20 protein-coding genes are annotated in these 24253 nt (G+C 40.7%); 9 read left to right on the top strand and 11 right to left on the bottom strand.

Annotated elements, in window-relative coordinates:
- The 3 genes from WC955_05840 to WC955_05830 all read left to right on the top strand — a co-directional run.
- Positions 1 to 566, top strand: a 566-nt coding sequence (locus WC955_05840; GenBank protein MFA5858569.1) for a response regulator transcription factor, incomplete at its 5' end; no start/stop codon positions are given.
- 325 nt (positions 567 to 891) lie between these two features.
- Positions 892 to 1926, top strand: a complete 1035-nt coding sequence (locus tag WC955_05835; protein MFA5858568.1) for a hypothetical protein — start codon at positions 892 to 894, stop codon at positions 1924 to 1926.
- Positions 1919 to 2113 (top strand): hypothetical protein, encoded by a 195-nt coding sequence (locus WC955_05830; protein MFA5858567.1) that lies wholly within the window; start codon positions 1919 to 1921, stop codon positions 2111 to 2113. The genes WC955_05835 and WC955_05830 overlap by 8 nt, the downstream gene beginning before the upstream one ends.
- A 182-nt stretch (positions 2114 to 2295) precedes the next feature.
- On the opposite strand, the gene WC955_05825 is transcribed toward WC955_05830, so the two are convergent.
- Both WC955_05825 and WC955_05820 read right to left on the bottom strand, forming a co-directional pair.
- Positions 2296 to 3189, bottom strand: coding sequence for a YihY/virulence factor BrkB family protein (locus WC955_05825; protein ID MFA5858566.1), 894 nt, complete (start codon positions 3187 to 3189; stop codon positions 2296 to 2298).
- Complete coding sequence (locus tag WC955_05820) at positions 3186 to 4304, bottom strand: DUF748 domain-containing protein (GenBank protein MFA5858565.1); 1119 nt, start codon at positions 4302 to 4304, stop codon at positions 3186 to 3188. Before WC955_05820 ends, WC955_05825 begins: the two co-directional genes overlap by 4 nt.
- A 533-nt stretch (positions 4305 to 4837) precedes the next feature.
- On the opposite strand from WC955_05820, the gene WC955_05815 reads away from it, so the two are divergent.
- The 6 genes from WC955_05815 to WC955_05790 are packed head-to-tail and all read left to right on the top strand — an operon-like array spanning position 4838 to position 10814.
- A complete protein-coding gene (locus tag WC955_05815; GenBank protein MFA5858564.1) occupies positions 4838 to 6397 on the top strand; it encodes a sulfatase in 1560 nt (519 codons plus the stop codon).
- Positions 6398 to 6408: 11 nt separating this feature from the next.
- A complete protein-coding gene (locus WC955_05810; GenBank protein ID MFA5858563.1) occupies positions 6409 to 7554 on the top strand; it encodes a uroporphyrinogen decarboxylase family protein in 1146 nt (381 codons plus the stop codon).
- A 59-nt stretch (positions 7555 to 7613) separates the two neighbouring features.
- Entirely contained in the window at positions 7614 to 8255 is a 642-nt protein-coding gene (locus tag WC955_05805) for a MotA/TolQ/ExbB proton channel family protein (GenBank protein ID MFA5858562.1), read from the top strand.
- Positions 8252 to 8680 (top strand): biopolymer transporter ExbD, encoded by a 429-nt coding sequence (locus WC955_05800; protein MFA5858561.1) that lies wholly within the window; start codon positions 8252 to 8254, stop codon positions 8678 to 8680. The genes WC955_05805 and WC955_05800 overlap by 4 nt, the downstream gene beginning before the upstream one ends.
- Complete coding sequence (locus WC955_05795; protein MFA5858560.1) at positions 8677 to 9750, top strand: uroporphyrinogen decarboxylase family protein; 1074 nt, start codon at positions 8677 to 8679, stop codon at positions 9748 to 9750. Before WC955_05800 ends, WC955_05795 begins: the two co-directional genes overlap by 4 nt.
- Before the next feature lie 5 nt (positions 9751 to 9755).
- Positions 9756 to 10814: a serine hydrolase domain-containing protein gene (locus tag WC955_05790; protein MFA5858559.1), complete on the top strand. Its 1059-nt coding sequence runs from the start codon at positions 9756 to 9758 to the stop codon at positions 10812 to 10814.
- On the opposite strand, the gene WC955_05785 is transcribed toward WC955_05790, so the two are convergent.
- The 9 genes from WC955_05785 to WC955_05745 form a co-directional block, all read right to left on the bottom strand.
- The gene (locus WC955_05785) at positions 10795 to 11181 is read right to left on the bottom strand and encodes an FHA domain-containing protein (protein MFA5858558.1); all 387 of its coding nucleotides are present in this window, start codon (positions 11179 to 11181) and stop codon (positions 10795 to 10797) included. The two genes, WC955_05790 and WC955_05785, sit on opposite strands and share 20 nt — an antisense overlap.
- A 214-nt stretch (positions 11182 to 11395) precedes the next feature.
- Positions 11396 to 15874, bottom strand: coding sequence for a carboxypeptidase regulatory-like domain-containing protein (locus WC955_05780; protein ID MFA5858557.1), 4479 nt, complete (start codon positions 15872 to 15874; stop codon positions 11396 to 11398).
- A 4-nt stretch (positions 15875 to 15878) separates the two neighbouring features.
- Positions 15879 to 16766, bottom strand: coding sequence for a PorV/PorQ family protein (locus tag WC955_05775; protein MFA5858556.1), 888 nt, complete (start codon positions 16764 to 16766; stop codon positions 15879 to 15881).
- Positions 16767 to 16899: 133 nt separating this feature from the next.
- A complete protein-coding gene (locus tag WC955_05770; protein ID MFA5858555.1) occupies positions 16900 to 18312 on the bottom strand; it encodes a UPF0164 family protein in 1413 nt (470 codons plus the stop codon).
- On the bottom strand, positions 18309 to 21170 hold the full coding sequence (locus tag WC955_05765) for an SBBP repeat-containing protein (protein MFA5858554.1): 2862 nt from the start codon (positions 21168 to 21170) through the stop codon (positions 18309 to 18311). The genes WC955_05770 and WC955_05765 overlap by 4 nt, the downstream gene beginning before the upstream one ends.
- 75 nt (positions 21171 to 21245) lie before the next feature.
- Positions 21246 to 22145 (bottom strand): hypothetical protein, encoded by a 900-nt coding sequence (locus WC955_05760; GenBank protein MFA5858553.1) that lies wholly within the window; start codon positions 22143 to 22145, stop codon positions 21246 to 21248.
- Between the two features lie 22 nt (positions 22146 to 22167).
- On the bottom strand, positions 22168 to 22992 hold the full coding sequence (locus tag WC955_05755) for an ABC transporter permease subunit (GenBank protein ID MFA5858552.1): 825 nt from the start codon (positions 22990 to 22992) through the stop codon (positions 22168 to 22170).
- A 3-nt stretch (positions 22993 to 22995) separates the two neighbouring features.
- On the bottom strand, positions 22996 to 23943 hold the full coding sequence (locus tag WC955_05750) for an ABC transporter ATP-binding protein (GenBank protein ID MFA5858551.1): 948 nt from the start codon (positions 23941 to 23943) through the stop codon (positions 22996 to 22998).
- Between the two features lie 120 nt (positions 23944 to 24063).
- Positions 24064 to 24252 (bottom strand): ferredoxin, encoded by a 189-nt coding sequence (locus tag WC955_05745; GenBank protein ID MFA5858550.1) that lies wholly within the window; start codon positions 24250 to 24252, stop codon positions 24064 to 24066.
- Between the last annotated feature and the right edge of the window lies 1 nt (position 24253).

The following is a 24253-nucleotide window of genomic DNA, read 5'->3' as shown; positions in this document are numbered from 1 at the left end:
TAGCGGAACAATACAAACCGGACACAATAATCCTGGATGTTAATCTGCCCGACACGGACGGCTGGGAGTTATGCCGTAGGTTAAAACAGAACCCTGTAACAGAAAACATACCCGTAGTACTTTATACCGGCAAAGCGGTAAGCCCTGAGGAACAGGTACGCGGATTGGATGCCGGCGCGGAAGATTATATCGTTAAAGGTACTGACGCCGATGTTGTCCTTTCTCGGGTAAACAAAGCTGTTACCCGTGGAAAACAAGGTGTAATGTTGACCTACAAACGCGGCGGGTATGAACTAAGCGCGATGCCGTTGGGTGTAAAGATAGGTGATAGGTTTATAGAGCTTACACTGAAAGAGTTTAAGTTTATCCACTTGCTGTTAAACAACTACGGCGAGGTTGTGTCACGAACTGAGTTATACAAATCGTTGTTTAACTGCGAAGAAAGTATAGGTAAGAAAACCAGGTGCTTGGAGATCCTTGTACGCAGGGTAAGAGTAAAACTGGGTATAAAGACGAACGATGATAGTATTGAAACAGTTATAGAAAAAGGCTACCGGCTAAAATAACGGGGTTTCTGATATAAACGCCAATATGCCTTTAGGTGTTACATATTTGTAATTTGACAAATGTTATTATATCTACTATTAATGTAGGTATGGATTCAAACCGCTTCATTGAATCGTTGTACCTAAGGAATCTGCAAGTAATGTTGTATGTGAGAATAATATAAGGGGATATTTTGTTTGAGTTTGAACTTTTAAATACAGGTGTCTAATATAACAAGGGTTATTAAATTTGAAAAAGATATAGGATAGTCTAATTTGTTGAAATTGGCTAAATGCAGCTTGGGTAGTAAAACAAAGTTAGGGAATTAGGGGGACATAAAGTTTAATGAAAAACAAACACAAAGTTTTGGAGTTAGTGTTAATAGGAGTTTTGTGTATTACATCATATGTTATAGCAGAAGATAAAAAAGATGGTAATTTACCTTCTCATATAACAAATATCAGATTAGAAAATATCCGACCTATTACCCCGGAAGGGGAGTCGTGGGGACAATCTTCTTGGTCGCCTGATAGCAAGAAAATATATTTAGCACATCCCACGAATATTCGAGTATTTGACATAGAAACTGAGACCTTGATAGATATTCCCATTCTTTCCAAAGATACCGAAGGTTATATTGGAATAAGAGTGTGGTCAACAGATGGGAATAAAATAGTTTTAGGTACAGACATCTTAACCGAACCAGTTAAAGGTAAGGGGAAGATATTTGTTGCAGAAAATATGATTGTTGATCTTAAAGCAAAAAAAGTAAAAAAAATCAGTCTTCCAACAAAAGGTCAAGTGGAATGGGATAATAAAGAATTTTGTTGTTATGAAATATCCAAAACACAGGGGTTCATAAATATTCAATATTTTGATGAAAATGGAAAGAAAATGGAACATCCTCCAAAACTATCGGTCACAAAACTTATTATTGATGATAATTCCAACATATGGGAAATTAGCATAAGTACAGATGGGAAACAAAGCAAGAACTTGATAACAATCAATGATGACGTAAAAAATGAAACGGGAGGGAATTATCGGCGACTAGTATATTCCAAAAATAGAATGTATATTTTAGTTAATGATGAATATGTTTTGGACAATAAAGGCAATTTATTATGTGATTTAAATGGTCATGGGAGTTGGTCAAGTGACGGACAATTTATATTATATCAAATCACTGAAGAAGACGGAGAGGTTACTCTTAGCTCAGATTTATTTATGTGGGATAGTATAACTAAAAATACATTTCAATTAACCACCACCCCAACCTTACTAGAATCATTTGAAGTGTTGTCCCCTGATGGGAAGAAGCTCATATTTTCTGAAGAAAAGAATTTGGCAATATATGAGGCGGATGTAATATATGAATAAATATATACATTTAATAAATTGTTCGTTTTTTTGTATTTTCATTTTATTTTCATCAACATATCTTTATGGTGTTAGTAGAGTTCTGATAGATCCTGGACACGGTGCTTTAAACAAAGAAGGAAAATTTGATGGTGGTGCTTTTGGACCAGATGGGACGAAGGAATCATGGATAAACTTAGAGGTGTGAGTTTGCAACCCAATTTGACCCGTCTTTTACATCGAAGTATGACCCAGGGGTATATATAATTATAGCGTCGGATAGTTCAAATACATGCCGGGTCAATATTGGATGAAAAGGGTGGGGCAAAGTAGGATGCTAAATTGCAATTCCGTGTAACCTTTGGCAGTCTTGACAATCATATTTGTCCCTTATTTTTCTGTTTGTTTTTTGGCAATTTTTGTTGGTGGCACTTTGCCTGAGAAAAAATTGGCATAAGCATGGGTAAACTCTGCTCCGTAAAAAACTATCATGGATGAATAGGATACCCATAACAGGATTAAAATAATTGAACCTGCTGCTCCGTATCCTGAACCGGGGTCTGCTGTTCCGAAATATAATCCTAAGGCGAATTTTCCTATTTCAAATAACAGTGCGGTAACGAATGAGCCAATCCATACGTGCCGCCATTTTATTTTTGCATCGGGAATAAATATAAAAATGAGTGAGAACAATACTGTAAGGATGCCAAGTGATAAAATAGAATTGATGGCTTGTAATACAATGACCAGGGATTCTGAAAAATGATTTGTTATCCAGGTGCCGAAAGCGGATAGGGTTGCAGAAATTACGAGTGATACTATTAGGATAAATGCAATTGCAATTATAAGTCCGAATGAAAATAAGCGTGCTTTGAGCAAATTTAAAATGCCGGATTTAGATTCATCTGCTTTTACTTCCCATATAGTATTTATAGATTTTTGAAATTGCGCGAATACGCCTGTTGCTCCAACAAGAATTGTGATGGCTCCGATAATAGTTGCCCAGAAATGATTTTTTGATTCGGTTCCTTTTGCTATCATGTCTTGAATTTGTTGGGCTGTATCTGCACCCATTGTGGAGGCAATTTGCGCTGCTATTTGTCCGTTGACGGCTTCTTGTCCGAAAAAATATCCTGCTAAGGATACGATTACAACAAGCAATCCGGGCAATGAAAATATTGCATAGTATGCAATGACTGCGCTTTCTTTAAAAGGGTCTTTTGCCCACCATTTTTTGAAAGCAGTTTTTGAGACGATAAGAATATTTTTGAACTGCTTTTTCATTTCTTCTTCTTGTCCTCTTCCTGACGCTGTAGTAAATATCTTTTATCCTGTGGTGTTTCTGTTTTAACCGAGTTGATGCTTATCGTATTGTCAACTTCGGGAAGGAGCGGCTGTACAAAGGCGTTGAGCAGGACTTCCCAAATTGCATCGAGTGTATTTGTTTGCGGGTTTTTATAACTGCCTTCCATATTCACCTTAGTTGCAACTTGGTCTTTTTTTTGATTTTTAAATATTACTCCGGAAGCACCTACAATTTGTTCCCATACTTTATTAAAAAATGTATCATGCCTGTCTTCAGGTCCCACCACTTTTAAATCTTTTATTATAGGTTTGACATATCCTTTAAATTTACCATCCTTGGCAGCCATTTCTGTATATAATCCAAAGTTGCCTCTGTGTACATCAAAATTTCCATACGCTTTAAAAAAGTCATTTAGTAAAACAAGATTGGTATTTTTTATTTCTGCATTCAAATCGAATGTTGCATTGTCAGCCAAGGCATTTAATTTCATGTTGAAGCTTAAAGTTCCTTCATAGGCATTTGCCTGTGCTGTGACAGTGGAGGGGAGTTCTATTTTATCATCTATTACGCTTTTGAGGTTGAGTGCGAGGATGTGAGTTTGCTTTAGTGCTATATCAACCTTTGGTGTGGATGTGTTGTCGGCATAACGTATAGTGCCGTCATTGATTTCAAAACGGTTTACTTTAAGGGGCATAAAATTTTTGAGGAGTTTGCGAAAATCGGGGGTGTCTTTTTTTACATCGGTTAGGTCGGTTTTGTCTTTTGTAAAAATTAATTCGGGCGAATCGAAAGTGAGTTCACCAACAATGGATCCGTGAAGAAGTGCACCCCATTCAACGGATAAATCAATGTTGCGGGATTTAAAAAACGGAGTTTGTTGTTTTGAAACAGAATCAACTTTGTTTAAATAAATATCGTTAATGATGTATGCGCCCCGGTAGATGGATAAATCTATATCGTCAATATGTCCGTAATACCCTTTGACGTTTGCTAATGTTTTATTGGCATAATGCAATACAATGTAGGGTAAAATAAGCCGGATGATACTTAACAGGACTACGACACTGATAAGGATTTTATATTTTTTTTTCATGTCAACCTCGATTTACTTCTTCAATATTTGTTATTACATTTAATACAATATTTTCATTATACAAAATGTAATTTGGAAATAAATAATTTCTTTAATAATCACTCAATGCTTGAACCTTCTTCAAATCAACAACGACTTCACTTGTTTTAGAATCCTATTCAATTGCTATTTTTTGTAATGTGTTAATTGTGGGATTTGTAATTCCGGCAGTTTCAATCTTAACAGTCGAATTATACGCAAACGCTGCACACGAGTATTTACGCCATTATTTTGACACGCACAACATACCTTACACGCTAGAGTGTGAGTTTGCAACCCAATTTGACCCGTCTTTTACATCGAATTATGACCCGGGGGTATATATAATTATAGCGTCGTATAGTTCAAATACATGCAGAGTCAATATTGGATGAAAAGGGTGGGGCAAAGTAGGATGCTAAATTGCATACATACCCGTGATATTTTTGTATAATTTTTGCATTTATTTTGTAAACTACAGTAATAACAACATTAACAATAAGGAGAAAAGGTAAATGAAAAATCAGCAACAACAGTTGTTAAACAAACTAACTACAGTTACAGTAATGGCAATGATGTTCAATCCTGGCACTTGTACAGCTGCTGCGATGGAAAACAGTATCGTGCCTGGCGGAGTGAAAGACAAATCACAGGCAGCTGCTCTAGCGGAAAAAGGGACTAAACTTGACTGCGGGAAATACAACGTTCTATTTATTGCAGTTGACGACCTGCGGACACAGCTCGGGTGTTATGGACAAAAACAAATGCTTACCCCCAACCTTGACCGCCTGGCATCCACGGGAGTAATGTTTACCCAGGCGTATTGCCAGCAAGCATTATGCAGCCCAACCCGGACGAGTTTATTGACCGGTAAGAGGCCGGATACTACCAAGATTTATGATCTCACTACACATTTTAGAAAGACTATACCTGATACAATAACACTCCCTGAAAATTTTAAAAACCACGGATACTATACCGTAGGAATAGGTAAAGTTTACCACCTTAATGATAAACAGTCGTGGGATGAGTACATCAAAACCACGTCGATAACCTATGCGCTTCCGGAGAACGAAAATTATCGTAAAGATAAAATACAGGAAGCTAAGGATAAAGGGTTGAAAGGCGATAAAATCCGTACTGACGCGGAACGGAGTTACGCATGGGAAGCCGCGGATGTCGATGATAATAAATATCATGATGGCCAGATTACGGATAAAGCAGTTGAAAAGTTGAGAGAGATAAAAAATAAACGGTTCTTCTTTGCTGTAGGCTACCATAAACCACACTTACCGTTCTGCTGTCCTAAGAAATACTGGGATCTATACGACCCGGCAAAACTTAAATTAGCAGATAATCCGTATGCACCAAAAGATTGTCCTACGGTTGCGTTACACGATTCTGGGGAAGTACGGCGTTATCTCGGTATACCGAAAAGCGGGCCATTACCCGATGATACCGCACGAAAACTTATACACGGATACTATGCGTGTACAAGCTTTCTTGACGCACAGGTTGGGCGGTTGATGAAAGAAATTGAAGATCTTAAACTTGAAAACGATACTATAATAATTCTCTGGGGCGATCATGGATGGCAACTTGGCGAGCATGGGTTATGGTGTAAACATACAAATTTTGAACTCGCAACCAGGGTCCCGTTAATCCTCCGCGTACCCGGTACAAAGAATATTGGTGTAAAGATTCCGGCATTAACCGAGTATGTCGATATTTACCCGACATTATGCGAACTCACAGGCTTACCTTTGCCGGAAGGGCTCGAAGGTGTCAGTATGGTACCGTTACTTGACGAACCTAACCGTGACTGGAAATCCGCAGCGTTCAGCCAGTATCCCCGCCCAAATAAGGTTATGGGGTATACTATGCGTACAAAACAGTACCGTTATGCTGAATGGAAAAACCGTGATACCGGCGAGGTTGTTGGAGTTGAACTTTATGACCATCAATCCGATCCCGGGGAAAATGTTAACCTTGCGTTAGACAAGAAAAATAAGGATTTATGCGCAAAACTTAGTGCACAGCTCAACGCCGGGTGGAAAGCTGCAAAACCTAAATAGGGATATATTATATGACACCAAAAGAGCGGGTAGAAGCTGCGTTTAAGAAACAGCCGACGGATAAAGTGCCGGTTAACCACCGCGGGTTCTCATCAAAAGCTGCGTCGCACATACTTAAACGTGAAGCGTTTATCGGCGGGGGTATACAAAAATGGCGGGAAGTAAAGTCATTGTACGAAGGCTGGCATGACGAGTACCTCGAACGTTCATTTAAAGACGCGGTTGACCTTGCCAGGATAACCGGCCAGGATTTAGTACGTCCGCAGTACTGGCGTGCGCCAAGAAAACCTACCCGCAAGATTGACGATAATACGTACCTGTTTGAGAACAGCTCCGACGAGAATACTTGGAGGGTACTGAAATACGATCCTGGGACTGAACAGTCATACGACGGGTGGTACCGTCCCCGCGTGCTTACTTCCGACGAGGTCCGGCGTAATGTCGATGCTAACCTTAAAACTGTTAATGCCTACACGCCAAAAGATGAAAGCCAGGAGTTCGCGTTGAAGGCACAGAAACTTTTGGGTAACAATTACGCGATTGAACTTTCTTGCGCGACTGTTCTCCCGTCGGTACACACAGAAATCATATGGCTTGAATTAATGTTACTCGACCCTGGGTTAGTGAAGGAGTATATCAGTATCCAGCTTACCCGCGTGAAACGTAATGTTGAACACTTCGCAAAACACGGCTTCCGGTACTTTTTAGGAGGGCATGATTTCGCAACAGATACCGGCACGTTTTATTCACCGCAGCTATTTAACGAACTAATGCTCCCTGCTCTTAAGCAAGTATCAGACTGTTGCTGTGCAAACAACGGGTATCATATATTCGCATCCGACGGTAATCTCTGGCCTGTTGCCGATATGTTATTCGAAAAAGCTGGGGTACACGGGTATTACGAAATTGACCGGCATGCCGGGATGCGGGTGGAAGACCTGCGGGTGAAACACCCAAACCTTACGTGTTTAGGCAATATTAGTTCGTGGACATTAAGCCAGGGGTCAAAGGAAGATGTTATCACAGAAACACGCGTGTGTATTGACGCTGCAAAAAAGTATAACGGCATAATTCTTGGAGTATCAAACCAGGTTTTGTGTGATACACCGTCAGAAAATATTGATGCTTTACTGGAAACAATTGAGAACTACCGGTGATATTTGCTAATATATAAATTATTATAGATTTATTGCTTAAAGGAGTAAATACAACAAAAATGTTTGCAGGTAAAAATTTGTGGGATATAATACAAATCGGCGGGTTCACGATGTACATCCTGATCTTCACGTCGATACTATCAATTGCGGTAATTATTGAACGGTATATCTATCTTTCAATACGCGGGCGTATCAAACGGACAAAAATTATACCAAAACTCGCGGAAGCTATACTTGCGGGGAAGTATGATACCGCAAAAAGTATTTGTGAAACCACAAAAAGTACGCTTTCATCCGTTGCGTTAGCCGGGATCACGTACTCCGGGCATGACGAAAAAATTGTTTCCAACGCAATGTCCCGCGAGGTTGCGGTTGAAACTGTTAAACTTGAAAAAAACACGGCAATCCTCGGAACTATCGGGAATATAGCGGTATACATCGGCCTTTTTGGTACGGTACTGGGTATTATCCGCGCGTTCCACGATATTTCAGTCATTGGCAGCGGCGGTATGAATATCGTCATCGGCGGGGTATCAGAAGCTTTGATCTGCACAGCTACGGGTTTGCTGGTAGCGATCCCGGCATCAATTTTTTATAATTACTTCTCCCGCAAGATTGATACTATGGTCACTGAGATGGAACTTTGCTCATCAGAAATCCTTGACCTTATCACCACACAGAATAAAAGGACAGGGAAATGAATAACTCCGCAGTATCCTCACGGAAACGCACAAAGATTTTGGCGGAGATAAACATTACGCCGTTCACTGACGTGGTTTTGGTATTACTCATAATTTTTATGGTTACCACACCGTTGATTATGCAGTCCGGTATAAAAGTAACTTTACCAAAGACTACACGTGTAGAAGCTGAAACTGATAGAAATATAACAATAACAGTTACCGCCGCGGGTGAAATTTTATTGAACCAGGAACGTGTCACACTGGAAGAACTTGAACCTGACCTCACCGCTCGGGTTGCAAGTAACCCAAACAGTGTGGTTATAATTAACGGGGATAAGGATGTTAAGTATGACTATATAATCCGTATTGTTGATATTGCTCAACAATCCGGAGTACGTAAGTTCGCGTTGAGTACAGAACAAAAAGGGAAAGGTAAACTATGAGTACCGATAAATTAACAACAAACGAACGTATGCGCTGTGTGTTCGAACATAAAGACCCTGACCGCATACCTGTGTATGACAGCCCATGGGCGACAACGATTGCGCGATGGCGTAACGAAGGAATGCCGAAAGATACTACCCCCGCCATTTTCTTTGGGCTTGATAAAGTGTTTAATTTTACCGTAAATAACAGCCCGAGGTTTGACGCCAAAGTTGTGGAAGAAACCCCGGAGTACATTATAAAAACAACTAATTGGGGCGCAACCATAAAAAACTGGAAACACGCAACGTCTACCCCTGAATACATTGATAATATCATCAAAACACCTGATGAATGGTTGAAAGCAAAAGCGCGGATGATATTTTCGGATGACCGTATACCGTGGGGGACAATTGACAAAAATTATAAACTCTGGCGTGAACAAGGCGCGTGGATACAGGCTTATGGATGGTTCGGGTTTGATGTAACGCATTCGCATATGGTTGGTACGGAACGGTTATTAATCGCAATAGTAGAACAACCTGAATGGGTAATGGATATATTCAACACCTGTGTGGATTTAAATTTACAGTTACTGGACAGAGTGTGGGAGAAAGGATATCGGTTTGACTCACTTTTTTTCCCTGACGATATGGGATATAAACTAAACCAATTTTTCTCAGTAAAAACATACCGCGAAATATTGAAGCCCGTACACAAAAAAGCGTTTGAATGGGCACATAAGAAGGGTATTAAAGCGCACCTTCACTCCTGCGGGTGTATCACACCGTTCATCCCGGAACTCATAGATATCGGCCTTGACGCGTTGAATCCTCTGGAAGTAAAATCCGGGATTGATCCTGTTGATATAAAACAAAGATACGGCGATAAACTTGTCCTCCACGGCGGGATAAGCGCGTTATTGTGGAATAACCGTGATGAAATGGCAGCTGAAATGAAACGTATAATCCCGCTCCTGAAGAAAGGAAGCGGTTATATATGGTCTACCGACCATTCAGTACCTGATAATGTCAGTCTTGAAGATTTTAGGTTTATGGTAAACCTTGCGAAAGAGCTTGGGAGTTATTAAACCCATTGCCTACCAAAAAGTTTAGCGGTAAGTACAAACAAATTATTGACCTTATAAATTCAGGCGTGCACACAGCATATCCCGGTGCGGTGTGTTGTATCGGCACAAGTATTAACCGTACACCCATCATTTTCTCAACGGGATACAAACAACTCGTACCGGTACCAGAGAAAATGGATACCGCAACAATATTTGACCTTGCGTCATTAACCAAGCCTATTGCTACTGCCACAGCGATTATGTTACTCCGTGACAAACACAAGCTTGATATCAACGATAAAGTTGGGAAGTACCTTTCATGGTTCCATGGAAATGAGAAACAGGGGGTTACGCTTAAGCATTTATTAGCCCATACCTCCGGCCTTCCCGCAACAGTATCGTACTTGAAAAACAACAATTTTCTTACCCGCACTGAGTTGATAAAGAAAATTCAAAGTACTAAGTTGTGTTATACCCCGAACAAAAAAGTTTTGTATTCAGACCTCAACTTTATCTTATTAGGATGGATAACAGAAAAAGTTTCCGGGCAAAAACTAAATGTTTTTTGTAAAACCCAGATTTTTCGGAAGTTAGGCATGCGTGAGACCGGATATAATACCAGTAGTAGTAACATTATTATACAGCGTTACGCAGCAACTGAGTTTTGCAGGTACCGCGCTAAGGTTGTGAGGGGTAGTGTTCACGACGAGGTGTCGTATATCCTCGGGGGTACCGCCGGCCATGCGGGATTGTTCTCCACAGCGTTTGAGCTCTCACTTTTTTGCGGGATGATGCTTAACGGTGGAAAGTATGGAAATACAACAGTTTTATCCCCTGAATCAATAAGTTTAATGACACAAAACCATACCCCCGGGCTTAACGCTTCACGCGGGCTCGGATGGGGTGTTATTGATAAAAACATTTATGGGCATACAGGCTTTACCGGGACAAGTATTTGGATTAATAATCTAAGAAAAACGTATATGGTATTACTCACTAACCGCGTACATCCTACACGTGACAATATGGCAATTGCGGGTATAAGAAAACAGTTATTAAAACACTTTATTGCGCTGAGAGGGTGAGGTTAAACGTATACGGCGACTTTTTTTGGCCTAGTATAACTTTATTATTACCATCTACGAGATACGCTACGTATGACTCACCTTTTTTGCCAATAAGTTTATCATTAACAATCGTTCCTAATGTACTGTTGAGATCCACCACACAGTATCTACTATCTTTCTTTATTATCATCATATGCTTACGGGAAACACAGTAAGGTGATGAATCGAGGATATTAAGCCTGTTATGTAAAATCATTACCTGGAATAGGAAAGAACCATCCTGTGCGCGGCCTATGATATATGGAAAGTTCTTTATTACTACATTTTTGTCATGTAACACAGTTTTTGACATGTCAGAGATACCGGTAATCACCAAACGTTTCATAAGTACTTCCGTTTCAAAACTATACACAAATACGCCTTTTTTGTTTATGATTTTTCTTATTGTTACTATATTATTAACCATAAATTAGCAGAAAGTCAACAAAAATCTGCTCGTGAGAAAAAATCAGTTGTGAAGTATTTCACAATTACAAAACCCCTCCTGCAGCGCCGTACGCCGCGGGAGGGGTTTGTATTACTCTATAACAAAGGCCAGTTTATTTCATAATAACCATCTTACGTATCTCACGTTTACCCGCAATATCGATGTAGATGACGTATACGCCGTTACCCACAGCATTGCCGTTACTATCAGTACCATCCCATTCTTTTAACTGCGTACCATCATCCAGCATCTCGCCATCTGACACGGTTTTTATGAGTTCACCGATTGAGTTATAAACAGATACCGTAACTTTTGACCGTTTTGTGATATTCAGGAATATTTTAGCTTTCTTCCCGGATGCGCTTATCATGTTATTATGTACAACCGCAGGTTTTGTCATATACATGTTAAGCAAAAAATCGGAAGTTAAAGGAGTATTAAGCGTTAATATTTGTTCATACACCGTCTTGGGATTATACTTACCGGTAGAATCCTGCACTAAAAGATCGTATGTATCCGCACTTAACACCAGTGTATACGCACCATTGGCATCCGTGATTGCTGATGCTATGATACTCGCATCTTTTATTGCTTTAACAACAATACCTTGTATCGGTAGCTTTGTCGCGTTATCCTTTATAGTACCAACAATCCTTCCTTTTTCAGGTGTTAATGTTAAATTATGAACAGTTGAAGTAGAAACAATCTCAATCTCCGCTGTAGTTGATGTAATATATTCTGTGAACGATGCAGAAATTTCGTATGTCCCGGTTGCAGCTTCTATCCTATACTTACCTTCACTATCGGTTGTAGAAGTACCAACCAGTACTTTATTTGGTAACCGCAAGTTTACTGCAGCACCCTGTAACGGCAAATTAGTCCAACCATCACAAATAATACCTGATATTGCAGCGCCAGGACCGACATATACCATAGTAATATTCACCGTAGTTGTCTGGTTATCATTTACAACTTGTGCGGCTTTAGTGTTTACCGCGAATAAAGACAGTGTCGCAACTATATCATAACTCCCAACAGGAATATTTTCAAAAATAAACACACCGTCATCTATGGTCGTCATTTGCGCAACTGTTGTTGTCCCGACGAAAACCTGGACTATAACATTCTCCATTGGCTCTGTCCCGTCAGAAGTTACTATCCCGGAAATTATGCCGGTAGATTTCATGAGTACAAAATTCACGCTTGCCGGCGTACCCGCGGCGATAGTTACTCCTTCCGTACTCGTACTCTGATAGTTTGTGTAAACCGCTGATAGTTCATACAATCCTATCGGCAGGTTGAACGTATAAGCACCGTTTGAGGTTGTAACAGCACTGCTGACAAAAACATCGTTTTGCAGGACGCTAATCCCAACATTTTCCAATAACCCGCCGGTATTCGCGCTAACAACTGTCCCGGTGACTGTCCCGGTGACAGGATTTATCGTAAAGCTTTGCGCGGTATTTGCGTTTTCATTTACCAAAATACCTGGATAAGTAAGAGTGTAATATCCTTGTTTTGCCGCGGTCATCGTGTATGTTCCGGTGGGGAGTGTTAGTATGTAATTTCCATCCGCATCACTTGTAGCTTCTCCTTTTACAACACTGTTCAATAACGCACGAACAGTAACATTAGCCACCCCTGTGGAAGTACGCACGTCGGTAACCAATCCGCTAACTGTTCCGGTAGGAACCGAGACTTTGATTAGGTAGTCCAAACTTTGTGCGAAGTTGCCATACATATCCGCTGTAATAAACCGTATTTTATTATTTGTCGTTGAACTCTGGCCAAACGGTACAGCAGCTGCTGTTATCGTAGAACTATTAACACCATCCGTTCCGGGGATATCTGCAACACTGTAAATCTTAAAATTATCATATCGCCCATCGGCTACGTAGTTGCGTAATGACACATAACCCGACTTAAAGGCAGTATCCGTTGATGTGATACACAACATATTATCTAACCATACACTTAATTTCCCGGGGATCGCTTCAACAGTGATAGTATGATACGTCGTTGAGTTCGGAATACCAGTATTCGACGAGCCTATATTTGTATAATTCGACCCATTAGCGCGGATTAAATACAAATTCCCTGCATTAGTAAAATATGCCATATAACCGCTTTTAGTGTACGCATCACCTTTTGCGGTCTGGAAAAAATGTATGGCGGTCCAGTATGACGAACTTCCTCCGCTATTAACGATTTGCGTGTCCACACGGATAATACTGCTGCTTACCGGAACGTTGTATGCCAAATACGCAGCTGTCGATGAACGCGTGGTACACTTAGCTTCACCACCTGTATATGACCATGTTCCGACAGATGTAAGGCTACTCGTTGAAGAACCCGTTGTAAAATCTACGTTCGATGGTAGCCAAGTTGTTCCGTTATTTTTGCTGTACATATACCCAGCTACTGAAGTATTCAAACCCGTTTGAATATCCCCTACTTGTATACGGCAATCCGGGAACGGGTCGTCACTAGTATCTGTCGTTGCGTCAACCCATGCACCGCTTAGTTTTGTCACTTGTATCCCTGTCCAGCCGGTAGGAACTGTGAGGTCGTAGGTAAAGTTCTGGACAGTATTCTGGCTTTCGTTTACAATAACGCTATTCACGGTCGATTCCGCTGAGTACGACGATAACCGTACGGCCATCGTATAAGTATTCGTTGGAACGGTAAGCGAGTACGTACCATCCGCCGCGGTAATCGTTGTCCCTACAAATCTCGAACCCAGAAATTTAACAATCGCACCGCCAACAGGATTCCCTGTCTGTTGTTCCGTAACTAGCCCGCTGACTGTTCCTGTCGGCATAAATACCTGTACCGTATGTGTTGACGACGCAATATTTCCCGCGAGGTCCATTACTGCAAACATTACAATATTAGCAGTTGATGTTATCTGGTTAAAACCAACTTTCGGTGTGGTAATATACTCCGCACCGGTAGCGCCATTACTCCCGGTGACTGTACAGTCGCCGTACATCATGTTACTTGATGGGAATAGAGTTGCTTCTGCCGTAGTCTGTCCTGGTAAGGTCCAGTAAAATTTGCAGGTTGCACTACTTGAATACTCAAAGAATCCTAAATGTACAGGATACCAGGTATCCGCTGTTAATGTCATTGTACTCCCGCGTAATGTACCAGGGCCATGCCTTGCATTATCCCACAATATTTTTTTATTACCTATATCAATAAATCCGCCTTCGTCGCTGTTGAGATAAAACCCGTAATCTCCTGACGTAGAACTGCTTTTAATGAACCCAACCCATTCAGCATTATAATAATTGATACCAGTTGAAAACCCGCTTGGTGCGCTGGTACCCACTGCAATATTGATAGCCGAGGTCTGTGCAAATGCAGTAGTGTTCGTACTTTGCCAGATGGTAAGATCACCCGCATAACCTGACCCGGCATACATATAATAATAATTTCTCCAGTATCCGCGGAGGCCGGCGCTGCCTTTCCATGTTTGCCCGGAGTCAGTGGAATATATGTACTGCGGTTTTGTTACAAGGTTCAATCCCGTGGAAGTATCCTGCGCAGAGATACGGCAATATGGAGTCAGTAAATCCACCTGCTGTCCGGCATCTTTCCAGTTACCATTAGAATCCTGTGATTGGAACCCGGAAATCGCTGGTGCCGCTGCATCGGCGGTTAATGATATTGTCCCTAAACTTTTTGTACTGTTTCTATTATCAGCAATGAAGTTTTGTGTTACCTGTTTATACCCTTTCGCAGAAACTGTTATAGTATACGTTGTCCCGGGGCATAGGTTGTTCATCGTAACATCTCCGCTGGTGTTTGAGTTTACCCCAAAAAATACCCAATCACCAAACTTTACATCTATCCGTGCCTGATTTATAGGATTAATCCCGTCATTAATTGTTACTGTCGCAGCGGAGGTTCCGTCAACAACTAAATAGTCAATATAATATGTTCCGGAATACCCTGTCGCAAGGCCAAAAATGTTTGCGCGGTCCGCCGTAGCGACACTGATAGTCCCGCGCGAATCGCCGCCGATCAGCCGTGCTGTACCGCTTGTTATGAATATGATAACTTCATGAAAATTGTTGAATATATCTGTTTTAATGGTATAACTGTCATAATAAACATTGTTTGATGACCGCTGGAATCTTACCATTTTATCATCGACGTTTAGCCGGGCAACAGACGAACTGGTTGAATCACATGCGGTATTTTTATAAAACGTGTGTGAGAATCCGTAATTCGACCCGGTTTTCTTAGAGTTAGCTTTAATCTTAATCGCAAACCGTACAAAACCGTTCATCCCCATTAACGGATACGAAATTTTTGAACTGTACATATCCACACCCCAGCTGCTTGCTGCAGAACTTGCGTCAACAAAATAAAGTTCTGACCCGTTACAATACGCCGTTGATCCTGAAGTTACAGGTTTACACGGCCATGTAGTAGTACTGGGATTCCCCGTGTAGTTAAACTGTTCCTCAAATATCGGCGCAGCAAAGGATAACGCCGTACAGGTTGTCAACATCAAGCATACAGCTACCATGGTTTTTCTTAACATCAAATTATTCCTCCGGTATGTTATTTTATTATTCATAAACTTAATTCCCTAACGCATAACTAAGGCTTACGCTGAACGTATCTCCCAAAAGTTTGTACGGTATGTACGCAACATCTATTCTCAACTTCTGTAATGCCAGTCCAGCGCCTAACGTATACGACTTCTGCGTATCATTCAAGAGGTATCCCGCACGGAGGAAGATGTTATTTAACGAATACTCTCCTCCGAAACTGATTTTAGTTTTCCCGTCGCACATCGCAAATTCACCACCGGCGGTAAGATTGTTTGTGGATGACATTTTGCGTTTGTACACCGCGCCTGCCGCGATTGTCATCGGTAAACCCTGTGCTTCCGATACAAACGTCATTGAAGTACCGAGGTTGCGCACACTTGCGCCAAACGAAATGTCAGGGTTAAGGTTATAAATTGCGCCGATATCCGCTGCAAACGCTGTTGCTGTTTTTTGGTATAACGTGCTGGATATAAATTTCCCCGCAGCGCCAACGCTTAATTGCTGAGAAAATAGTTTACTTCCTCCAACTGATACTGCCATGTCAGATGGAGCAACAGTACCAATAACCGTACCGTTATCATCCAGGAGGTCAAAACTTTCCTGTGCGTAGTATGTAAACATAGCACCAAGTGCGAGATCGTTTTTCATTGGCATAACAAAACTTCCAACGCCGTGCATGCTTGCAAGCAGGTAATTGTTATACATCGCAAATGCCTGCATAGACTTTATTCCTGCCATCCCGGCCGGGTTCCAGTACATTGCGCTTGCGTCATCCGCTATCGCGGTGAATACTTCACCCATTGCCAATGCCTTGCCCCCTACGGGTATACGCAAAAAATCTGCGGTGGTTAGCGCAGAACACGGTGCTGACATCAATACCACTGCCATAACGACCGAACACACAAACCTTAACATGTCAATTCCCCCTCAAAAAAAATAAATAATTAAAAAATTAATACCGGTGATTGCCTAAACACTGATGTTTTGTTCTTTTCATATCACAAAATATTATATTAAAGTATTATTTAATGTCAATAAACATGTTTCTTCATTTGTCAATCATTATCATAGTTTTCACGGTAGTAGTATTGTAGTTCATGTCGTATGCTTCAATTTTTACTTCAGTATTATTCGCGAGTTTATCAAATCTGTAAGTAATAACCGTTTCCGATGCAGCGAATACGTTGTATTTCTGATTCAACACCTTTACCGTACGCAACGCAATATTGTCTTTTACATTAAAGGATAACACAAACTTTTTTGTTCTTGACCTCATTGTAGGAGCAACAATCACTTCCGGCGGGGTTTTGTCTTCTTTTATTAAATCAAGTTTTGCGATAAAATCCATGGCTTCAACATTGGTTTTATCTATTTTCAAAGCACTATCTGCAAACTTCCGTGCTTTCTTAAGATCGCCTTTGTTAAGACACTGAACCCCTGTTGCCAACCGTTTCTGTGTTTCTTTCAGTGGCGTAGATTTTGCGGTCTCCTTTCCCCATGCTGCGACGTAGGATGCACGAGCTATGTTATCTTCTACGCCGCCCATACTTGAGCTGTACTGATGGAGTATACTGAAATCAAACTTAGACTTCCCGCCAATACCGACTCCAACGGTTATATATGGATAAGTAAATCCTGCGCGTAATGACAATATTTTGTAGTTAAATTCTAAACCAAAACAGTTGCTTGCATTGTACTCGTTATAATCATATGTAAACAGCAGCATATCGTCAAATAAACGTAGTGCCGTACCGTAAACCGCGTACATAATAATATCGCGTGTAGTATACGACCCATCCTGGCGCCTGCGGCTGATTTTAGCATTGTCTCCCAAAATATTTCGGAGTGTAACCCCAAACGACAAATATTTTATTGGCCTGATAAGAATCCCGGCATCTGCGTCATACCCGATACCAATTCCGGTATATGGTTCATATGAGGAACCCGAAGATAAATAATTATTATTTACTAACTGAAGCACTGTTTTAGCAACTATACCCAAGGATAACGCGTTTCTAATAAAAGTTGTACCTAAACCTAATGAAAAACCGGTATTGTTGACAATAAAATCTCCACGGTTCTGGTTTTCACTGTCAATAAGGCTGGTTGAGGCGTATAAGTTGGTCAACGCAAAACCGTACCCCAGTGAATTGTTATGGGAAACATATCCCAGTGTGTTATACATAGCGTGATTGTACAACCCATGATGTGATACTGCAAACTGGCCGGGGTACCGGGTTATCGCAATACCAGCCGGGTTAATAGTGATAGCAGAAACGTCGTCTGCCAGGCCAACAAATGCGGTTCCCATACCGTTGAAACGCACACTCATGCCTTGGTTGATAAAGTCCATCGCTGTCCCGGCGGATTGACACAAGGTTTTTGCTCCAATTGTTGTGAATACCACAGCAGTTAACGCTGTTACTAAAATTTTTGTAGAAAAAGTGTTGTGTGTGCTCATTTTATACCAATACTCCGTGTTTCCACTTTTTCTGCGGACTCTATACATAAAATATAAATTCCGGTATCCATTAATACGTTAGAATAGTTTCCTATTGTCCCGCGGCCGTCCCATTTTAATATATTTGTCCCGCGCATACCGCCGTTACTGCCGGAAGGGAATGTTACGCAATACATTTGCCGGCCAAAGAGGTCGACTATAAGTACTCTTGTTCTCGCATCAGTTGCCAATACGTACGAAATATTCATAACTTCGCGTTCCGGATCGAATGGGCTGGGGAATCGGCGTAATTCAGTAATTTGTTTCGTAGTGTCGTCTTTAACAAAACTTATGTCGTATAAACAGAAATACCCTGTTTTTTTTGTGTTACATACTACTTTTTTATTAACAAGGTCTACATAACTATTTTCAATAATTTGCCATGTGCCATTTGAGAGGTCTTGCCTCCAAAAAATACGTAATTTGTTTTCGTTAAGCCCAAGAATTTTGTCGTCAGTATACGCAAGTTTGATTGTTATATCGTCATAAAACTGTGAAAAAGAGGGGTGGGTTACTAACCGATACATAATATCCGCAGATTTCATTCCAAAAGTAATACCGTTGTCCAAGGTATTCCAGTCAGTTACGGAATCAAAATATAATGATATGTTTTGTGTATCCATCCCGGAAGTGTAAGGGATATACACGCTTGAATAATCCGGATATACAATGTATGTTGCAGTCGTACTTGAAATTTTTATAGGGTTCAATGTTAGTGTTACGTTGTTTATAGATGCCGATATCCCTATATTAGTTGACGACGCGAGAAATCCGTAACTATTTGCACGCAAGGTATATGTTCCGGTAGAGATTGGTAAACTTGTATTAGCTCCCGTGGTGGAAGTATATGATTCATAGATAATATCATTTTTGATAATTTCCAAAGTATAAGTAAAATTTGAGCTTGTGTTAGTACTTGCCGGATAATTTGAGCCTCTGCTGATAGCGCAATTTAGAATTCCGCCTGTGAGTGTAAGTTTTACATTTGCTATGGTAGTTGCGCTGGAGAACACAACAATATTTGTGGAAGTAACCATAGCAAACCCATCCGCGGTAAAGCGTATATTATACGTTCCTGTCGCTAACCGTATATCATAATCGCCGCCTACTGACGTTTTTGTTGAATACAAAACTGTTGTTCCATAAATAAACTCAACCAGTGTATCACTGACAGGATAGTCTTCATCACCCATCCAGGATGATCTGTATACTACTTTTCCCACAACACGGCCTGCTAAAGTTGCTGTATTTGTCGATATAGGAACTGTTACGGCTGTAATTAATGTGCGTAAAGTGTTTGCGTACTTAACGATAAAACCGTCCTTCATACCGCCTGGTTTGACAACATTGTTTATGTTTCCGTTTGTATTTCCACTAAAATACAAGTTGCCGTCGGTATCGGAATACAAATGAGGGTAATTGTCGTCAACACCGGTACCGAACTGTTTGCACCACTGGTAATTACCATTTGCGTCGTATTTAAGCAGGAACAAGTCGTTGCTACCAATGTTTGTATTCCCGAATAGTCCACCGGTGGTGTTTCCGGAAAGATAAATATCGCCGGTTTTTGTTGTTACAATGTCTCCGGAAAAATCGTTGTAAACAGTTCCAATCGTATGTGACCATATAGTGTTGCCGGTAGTTGGACAAAGTTTTAATAATACAATATCAAATATGTCAGTATAAGTTTCAATATTATATACCACATACAAATCGCCGTACTGATTAGTTACAACACTGCCGTAGTAGTCGTTTGCAGTTGTACCGAATAGTTTTGACCATAACTTTGTTCCTGCGGAGTCATATTTTATTACCAAAAAGTCGTAATTGCCTTTGTTCGTATTGCCATCAAAAGTAATGCTGCGTGTATGTCCGGCAACATAAACATTATTATTATAATCTACTGCTATAGCACCACCAACATCTCTATTAGTACCTCCGAGTTGTTTAATCCATGTTTGAGAGCCGCCTGGTGTATATTTTGTGATAACAACATCCTCTACTCCCTGATTTGTTGTTCCGCCATATGACCCGAAATTGTATGACGCGGTATATACGTTGCTGGCAGAGTCAATCGCAATAGCGTTCATGTTATCCATAGCAGCTTGGTTCAACATCTGTGTCCATACAGGAGTGCCGTTGGTGTCAAACTTTTGTATAAATCCGTCAGCATCGTTAACACCTATATAGTTGTTGCCTGTAATATAAATATTCCCTGATGAATCTACTACTATATCGTTTGCTATATCCTCATTTAGTGTACCATCCTGTTTTATCCATGATAATACTCCAAAGGAACTGAACTTTGCGTAATAATAATCATTAGTTCCTTTCAGCGTAGCGGTTGCGTGTATCTGTCCGTATGTTATTCCCGTGATGTATACATTATTGTTACCATCAATACACGGTTTTGTTACTATTTCATCAGCACTGCCGCCAAACATTGTGGTCCATTGCACTGTTAAATCGTTTGACGAAAACAGCGATAACGTAAAGTTTTGGGTAGTACTGGACTGGGATACGGATATTAAGCCAGCAGTGTTTTTCATTTCATAATTCGTGGATGATACGCGGAGTTCGTAAGTTCCGGTGGGGAGAGTAACGGAATAATAGCCTGTAGTGTTTGCAGTAACAGTGGTAATGAACATTTTTGAATCGTAATCCACCACTTCAACTACTGCACCGGAAAGTACTAAACTGTCGGTACTTGTTATTTTACCGTAAAAAACGCCGTCTGATGTGTGAGCCGTACCGGTGAAAAAATGAGATTGTAACAACAGTACAAGGGTCAGTAAATAAAGGCTTTTCTTAATATACATAAACCATTGATTATAATTACCTCAATTTGTAGTTATTATATACAATTAGCTTTATTTGTCAATAATAATACTCGCCTACCTGCTCATAAACAATGGTTTTATCGTTTTATCAAGTTCAGATTCATCTTCAGTTAAGCTGGTTTTATAAAGATACCATTTTTCTGTGTGTTCCACCTTACCACCGGGCAAAATCCTGGTCACAGGGCTAAGGGTTTCAAATTCAAGCATATCCTGATCGGTATATAATTCGGTATTACACCCGTAGTCAGGATATACGGCTTTTGGGGTGTAGTCATAACGTTTGACAAAAAGTTCGCCGTTAAGGTAATACGCACCCCAGCCTTTTTTATTCAGTAAACCCACTTTTTGTTTGGATTTATATTTAGTATTTTGTTTTAACTGTATATATTTCTCGCCCCAGATCCATCGCGGGTCTTTCATATTGGTGTAATGCCATAACACTACCGGCCGTGCGGGAAGTAAATAGTCAGGATGCGGACGGAATTCTTCTTGCGGGATAATTGCGCGTCCGCCTGGGGACATCACACTAAGGCACCATAGGGAAAGTTCAACTTCCCACAAGTTTTTGTTATTTATCCTATGCACTAGCGTAACACTGTCCTCCCGAGTATCTATTGTAATATCAATCTCTTTCTGCAGCCCGGTACTGCCTTCTACTGACTGTGAGAGATACAACGTATTTTTTTCTTGCCGAGCTTTTACAGGTGTATTATCCGGCCAGTAAGTACGCACTGCGTCTTCCGGTGCGTGCCACAAACGGTGCCCGCCGTAAATCCGCCATTCCTTACCTCCAGTTAAGCCAAGGTGTTGTTTATACTCTTTCATAAAATTTTGGCTGTTAACAAACCCCAGACGGATGATCCGCGGGCCAACATCGGTTGTAGCAATTAGTTCTATTTTACCATTGCTTAACCTTATACAGTTTTTCCATCCGGCATAACTGACTTTAGTCATCAAAACTTCCTTTCAGCTGGGTTCAGCTTACATACTTGCTGACAATATCTTCACGGTTGAACGTTTTTACCATCCAATACAGCATCACAGCGTCTATCACCAGCAATACCGCGGTGAGTACTAATACCACAGTGTTATCAAAAACCAAAACCCCGGCAGTTTGTGATAATACCAATCCAATAATCGGTACAACAGTAAACGCCGATACCTGTTGCGCTTCCCACACTGTTGCTGCGCGTTGTGATAAAGCTACAACTACCGCCAATGCTGTAAAACTTATCACCGGGATCAGAAATATTTGCATAAGTAGCCATGTAAGCGTCGGAAATATTATTGTATGGAAAAGTGGATACCCTGTAATGTTTACCACACCCGCATAAACTATGAATGCCAGCCAGGATACCGCAATTGCCGGGATATAGGATACTAAAATTTTTGATACAAGAATCTCAATATCCGTTACCGGCGTATATAATAACCCTTCAATCGTCTTTTGTTCCTTTTCTCCAGCGAAACTATTAGCTGCGATTATACTCGATACCATCACAGGAACTATCAAAAACATCGGTGCAAGAAAGTATATGATCATTGCGTACGCCATTTTTTGCCGCTGGTCAAACCCGGGTGGAAATATTGAACTGCTGGTTTCAAATTTCTGGACAAACATTTCTGTATCTTTCGCATTGAACGCGCTGTCCGGCATATTGGTTGTAGATAATAACATCGCTGCGGGCATCACCGCAACAAAAATCAATGGGACAACAATCATCGGTACCATTGCGTGTTTACTGCGCAGCATATCAATAAAATCCTTTTTTATTACCGCAAATATTCTGTTGAAGTTCATACGTCACACGCCCCTTTCCTGATTGGCAGTGTTATCCGGTATTAACTTAAAATATACGTCTTTCAGAGTATGAACTTCTTCCTCTACCCGGATAATATCTGTATCCGTTGAAATAATTTCTTTGATAATTTTTGGAATATCCTGCTCCCCTCGTATCTTAATGCGGAATACCGTACCTTCAACACTAAATGCATAACCTTTTTTATTGAGTTCATTCACCAGGTATGGACGCGTATTTGCGGTGGTGACCAAAACATATTTATCCCGCCATAAAGATTTTATAATTTCATTTACACTTCCTGAAACCAAAAGTTTGCCTTTATTAATAAATGCCACTGATGAACATAGTGTTTCAACTTCCTCCAGCCGGTGGGAACACAAAAATACTGTACGTTTAGCATCGGAAACATATCTCTTAAGGTATACCAGCACATCATTTGATGCTTCCGGATCCAACCCTGCAGTAGGTTCATCTAAGAATAATATTTCCGGGTTATGAATAACCGCACGGGCAATCGCAAGTTTTTGTTTCATCCCCTTAGAATACTTACCAACAAGCGTATACCGTTTATCCGTAAGATCAAACATTTCGAGAAGAGACGCTATGCGTCTGTCTAATTGAGTACCGTAAAGGCCATATAATTCACCCCAGGTTGAGAGGTTAGCTTCTCCGGTTAAACGATCATACAGGTTGGTATCTGTCTGTACACCGCAATGGTTGCGGATAATGTCAGAATATGTTGTTACATCTTTCCCCATAACCTCAGCAGTACCGCCTGTAGGGCGTAAAATACCGTTGAGCAACCTTACCATTGTAGTTTTACCCGCACCGTTCGGGCCAAGTAAACCGAATACTGTCCCTTCCCGCACGGAAAATGAAATATCGTCTACCGCTTTGTGTGTACCATAACTTTTGGATAATCCCGTGGCGGTTATTATCAATTTCTGCATTTGCGTACCTTCACTTACTATTAATTATTGTTTCACACGAAAGTATACTAATTATTACCAAAATAAATAAGGAGGCTGGTTTCTGCCAACCTCCTTACTTAATACTGGTTAAACTTTTCCCTACTCTTCAACCTTGATAGCTTCCACCGGGCAATCGCCTGCCGCTTGTTTTACAGCATCTTCCTGCCCGTCGGGTACACGGTCTGACTTTGCAACAGCAACATTGTCTTCCAACTCAAACACTTCCGGCGCGGTATCTACGCATAATCCACAACCTGTACAGGTTTCTTTGTCAACAGATACTTTCATT

The sequence above is a fragment of the Elusimicrobiota bacterium genome (genome assembly GCA_041658405.1).
Lineage (GTDB): Bacteria > Elusimicrobiota > UBA5214 > JBBAAG01 > JBBAAG01 > JBBAAG01.
The sequence above is the reverse complement of the archived record's forward strand: the minus strand, read 5'-3'. Positions and strand labels throughout refer to the sequence as shown.

What these genes read in the sequence shown, in the direction of transcription:
- WC955_05835 (MFA5858568.1), top strand. Translation starts at nt 892, where the DNA reads ATGAAAAACAAACACAAAGTTTTGGAGTTAGTGTTAATAGGAGTTTTG.
- WC955_05745 (MFA5858550.1), bottom strand. Translation starts at nt 24,252, where the DNA reads ATGAAAGTATCTGTTGACAAAGAAACCTGTACAGGTTGTGGATTATGC.
- WC955_05760 (MFA5858553.1), bottom strand. Translation starts at nt 22,145, where the DNA reads ATGACTAAAGTCAGTTATGCCGGATGGAAAAACTGTATAAGGTTAAGC.
- WC955_05805 (MFA5858562.1), top strand. Translation starts at nt 7,614, where the DNA reads ATGTTTGCAGGTAAAAATTTGTGGGATATAATACAAATCGGCGGGTTC.
- WC955_05770 (MFA5858555.1), bottom strand. Translation starts at nt 18,312, where the DNA reads ATGAGCACACACAACACTTTTTCTACAAAAATTTTAGTAACAGCGTTA.
- WC955_05830 (MFA5858567.1), top strand. Translation starts at nt 1,919, where the DNA reads ATGAATAAATATATACATTTAATAAATTGTTCGTTTTTTTGTATTTTC.
- WC955_05750 (MFA5858551.1), bottom strand. Translation starts at nt 23,943, where the DNA reads ATGCAGAAATTGATAATAACCGCCACGGGATTATCCAAAAGTTATGGT.
- WC955_05755 (MFA5858552.1), bottom strand. Translation starts at nt 22,992, where the DNA reads ATGAACTTCAACAGAATATTTGCGGTAATAAAAAAGGATTTTATTGAT.
- WC955_05825 (MFA5858566.1), bottom strand. Translation starts at nt 3,189, where the DNA reads ATGAAAAAGCAGTTCAAAAATATTCTTATCGTCTCAAAAACTGCTTTC.
- WC955_05765 (MFA5858554.1), bottom strand. Translation starts at nt 21,170, where the DNA reads ATGTATATTAAGAAAAGCCTTTATTTACTGACCCTTGTACTGTTGTTA.
- WC955_05775 (MFA5858556.1), bottom strand. Translation starts at nt 16,766, where the DNA reads ATGTTAAGGTTTGTGTGTTCGGTCGTTATGGCAGTGGTATTGATGTCA.
- WC955_05815 (MFA5858564.1), top strand. Translation starts at nt 4,838, where the DNA reads ATGAAAAATCAGCAACAACAGTTGTTAAACAAACTAACTACAGTTACA.
- WC955_05810 (MFA5858563.1), top strand. Translation starts at nt 6,409, where the DNA reads ATGACACCAAAAGAGCGGGTAGAAGCTGCGTTTAAGAAACAGCCGACG.
- WC955_05795 (MFA5858560.1), top strand. Translation starts at nt 8,677, where the DNA reads ATGAGTACCGATAAATTAACAACAAACGAACGTATGCGCTGTGTGTTC.
- WC955_05820 (MFA5858565.1), bottom strand. Translation starts at nt 4,304, where the DNA reads ATGAAAAAAAAATATAAAATCCTTATCAGTGTCGTAGTCCTGTTAAGT.
- WC955_05785 (MFA5858558.1), bottom strand. Translation starts at nt 11,181, where the DNA reads ATGAAACGTTTGGTGATTACCGGTATCTCTGACATGTCAAAAACTGTG.
- WC955_05800 (MFA5858561.1), top strand. Translation starts at nt 8,252, where the DNA reads ATGAATAACTCCGCAGTATCCTCACGGAAACGCACAAAGATTTTGGCG.
- WC955_05780 (MFA5858557.1), bottom strand. Translation starts at nt 15,874, where the DNA reads ATGAATAATAAAATAACATACCGGAGGAATAATTTGATGTTAAGAAAA.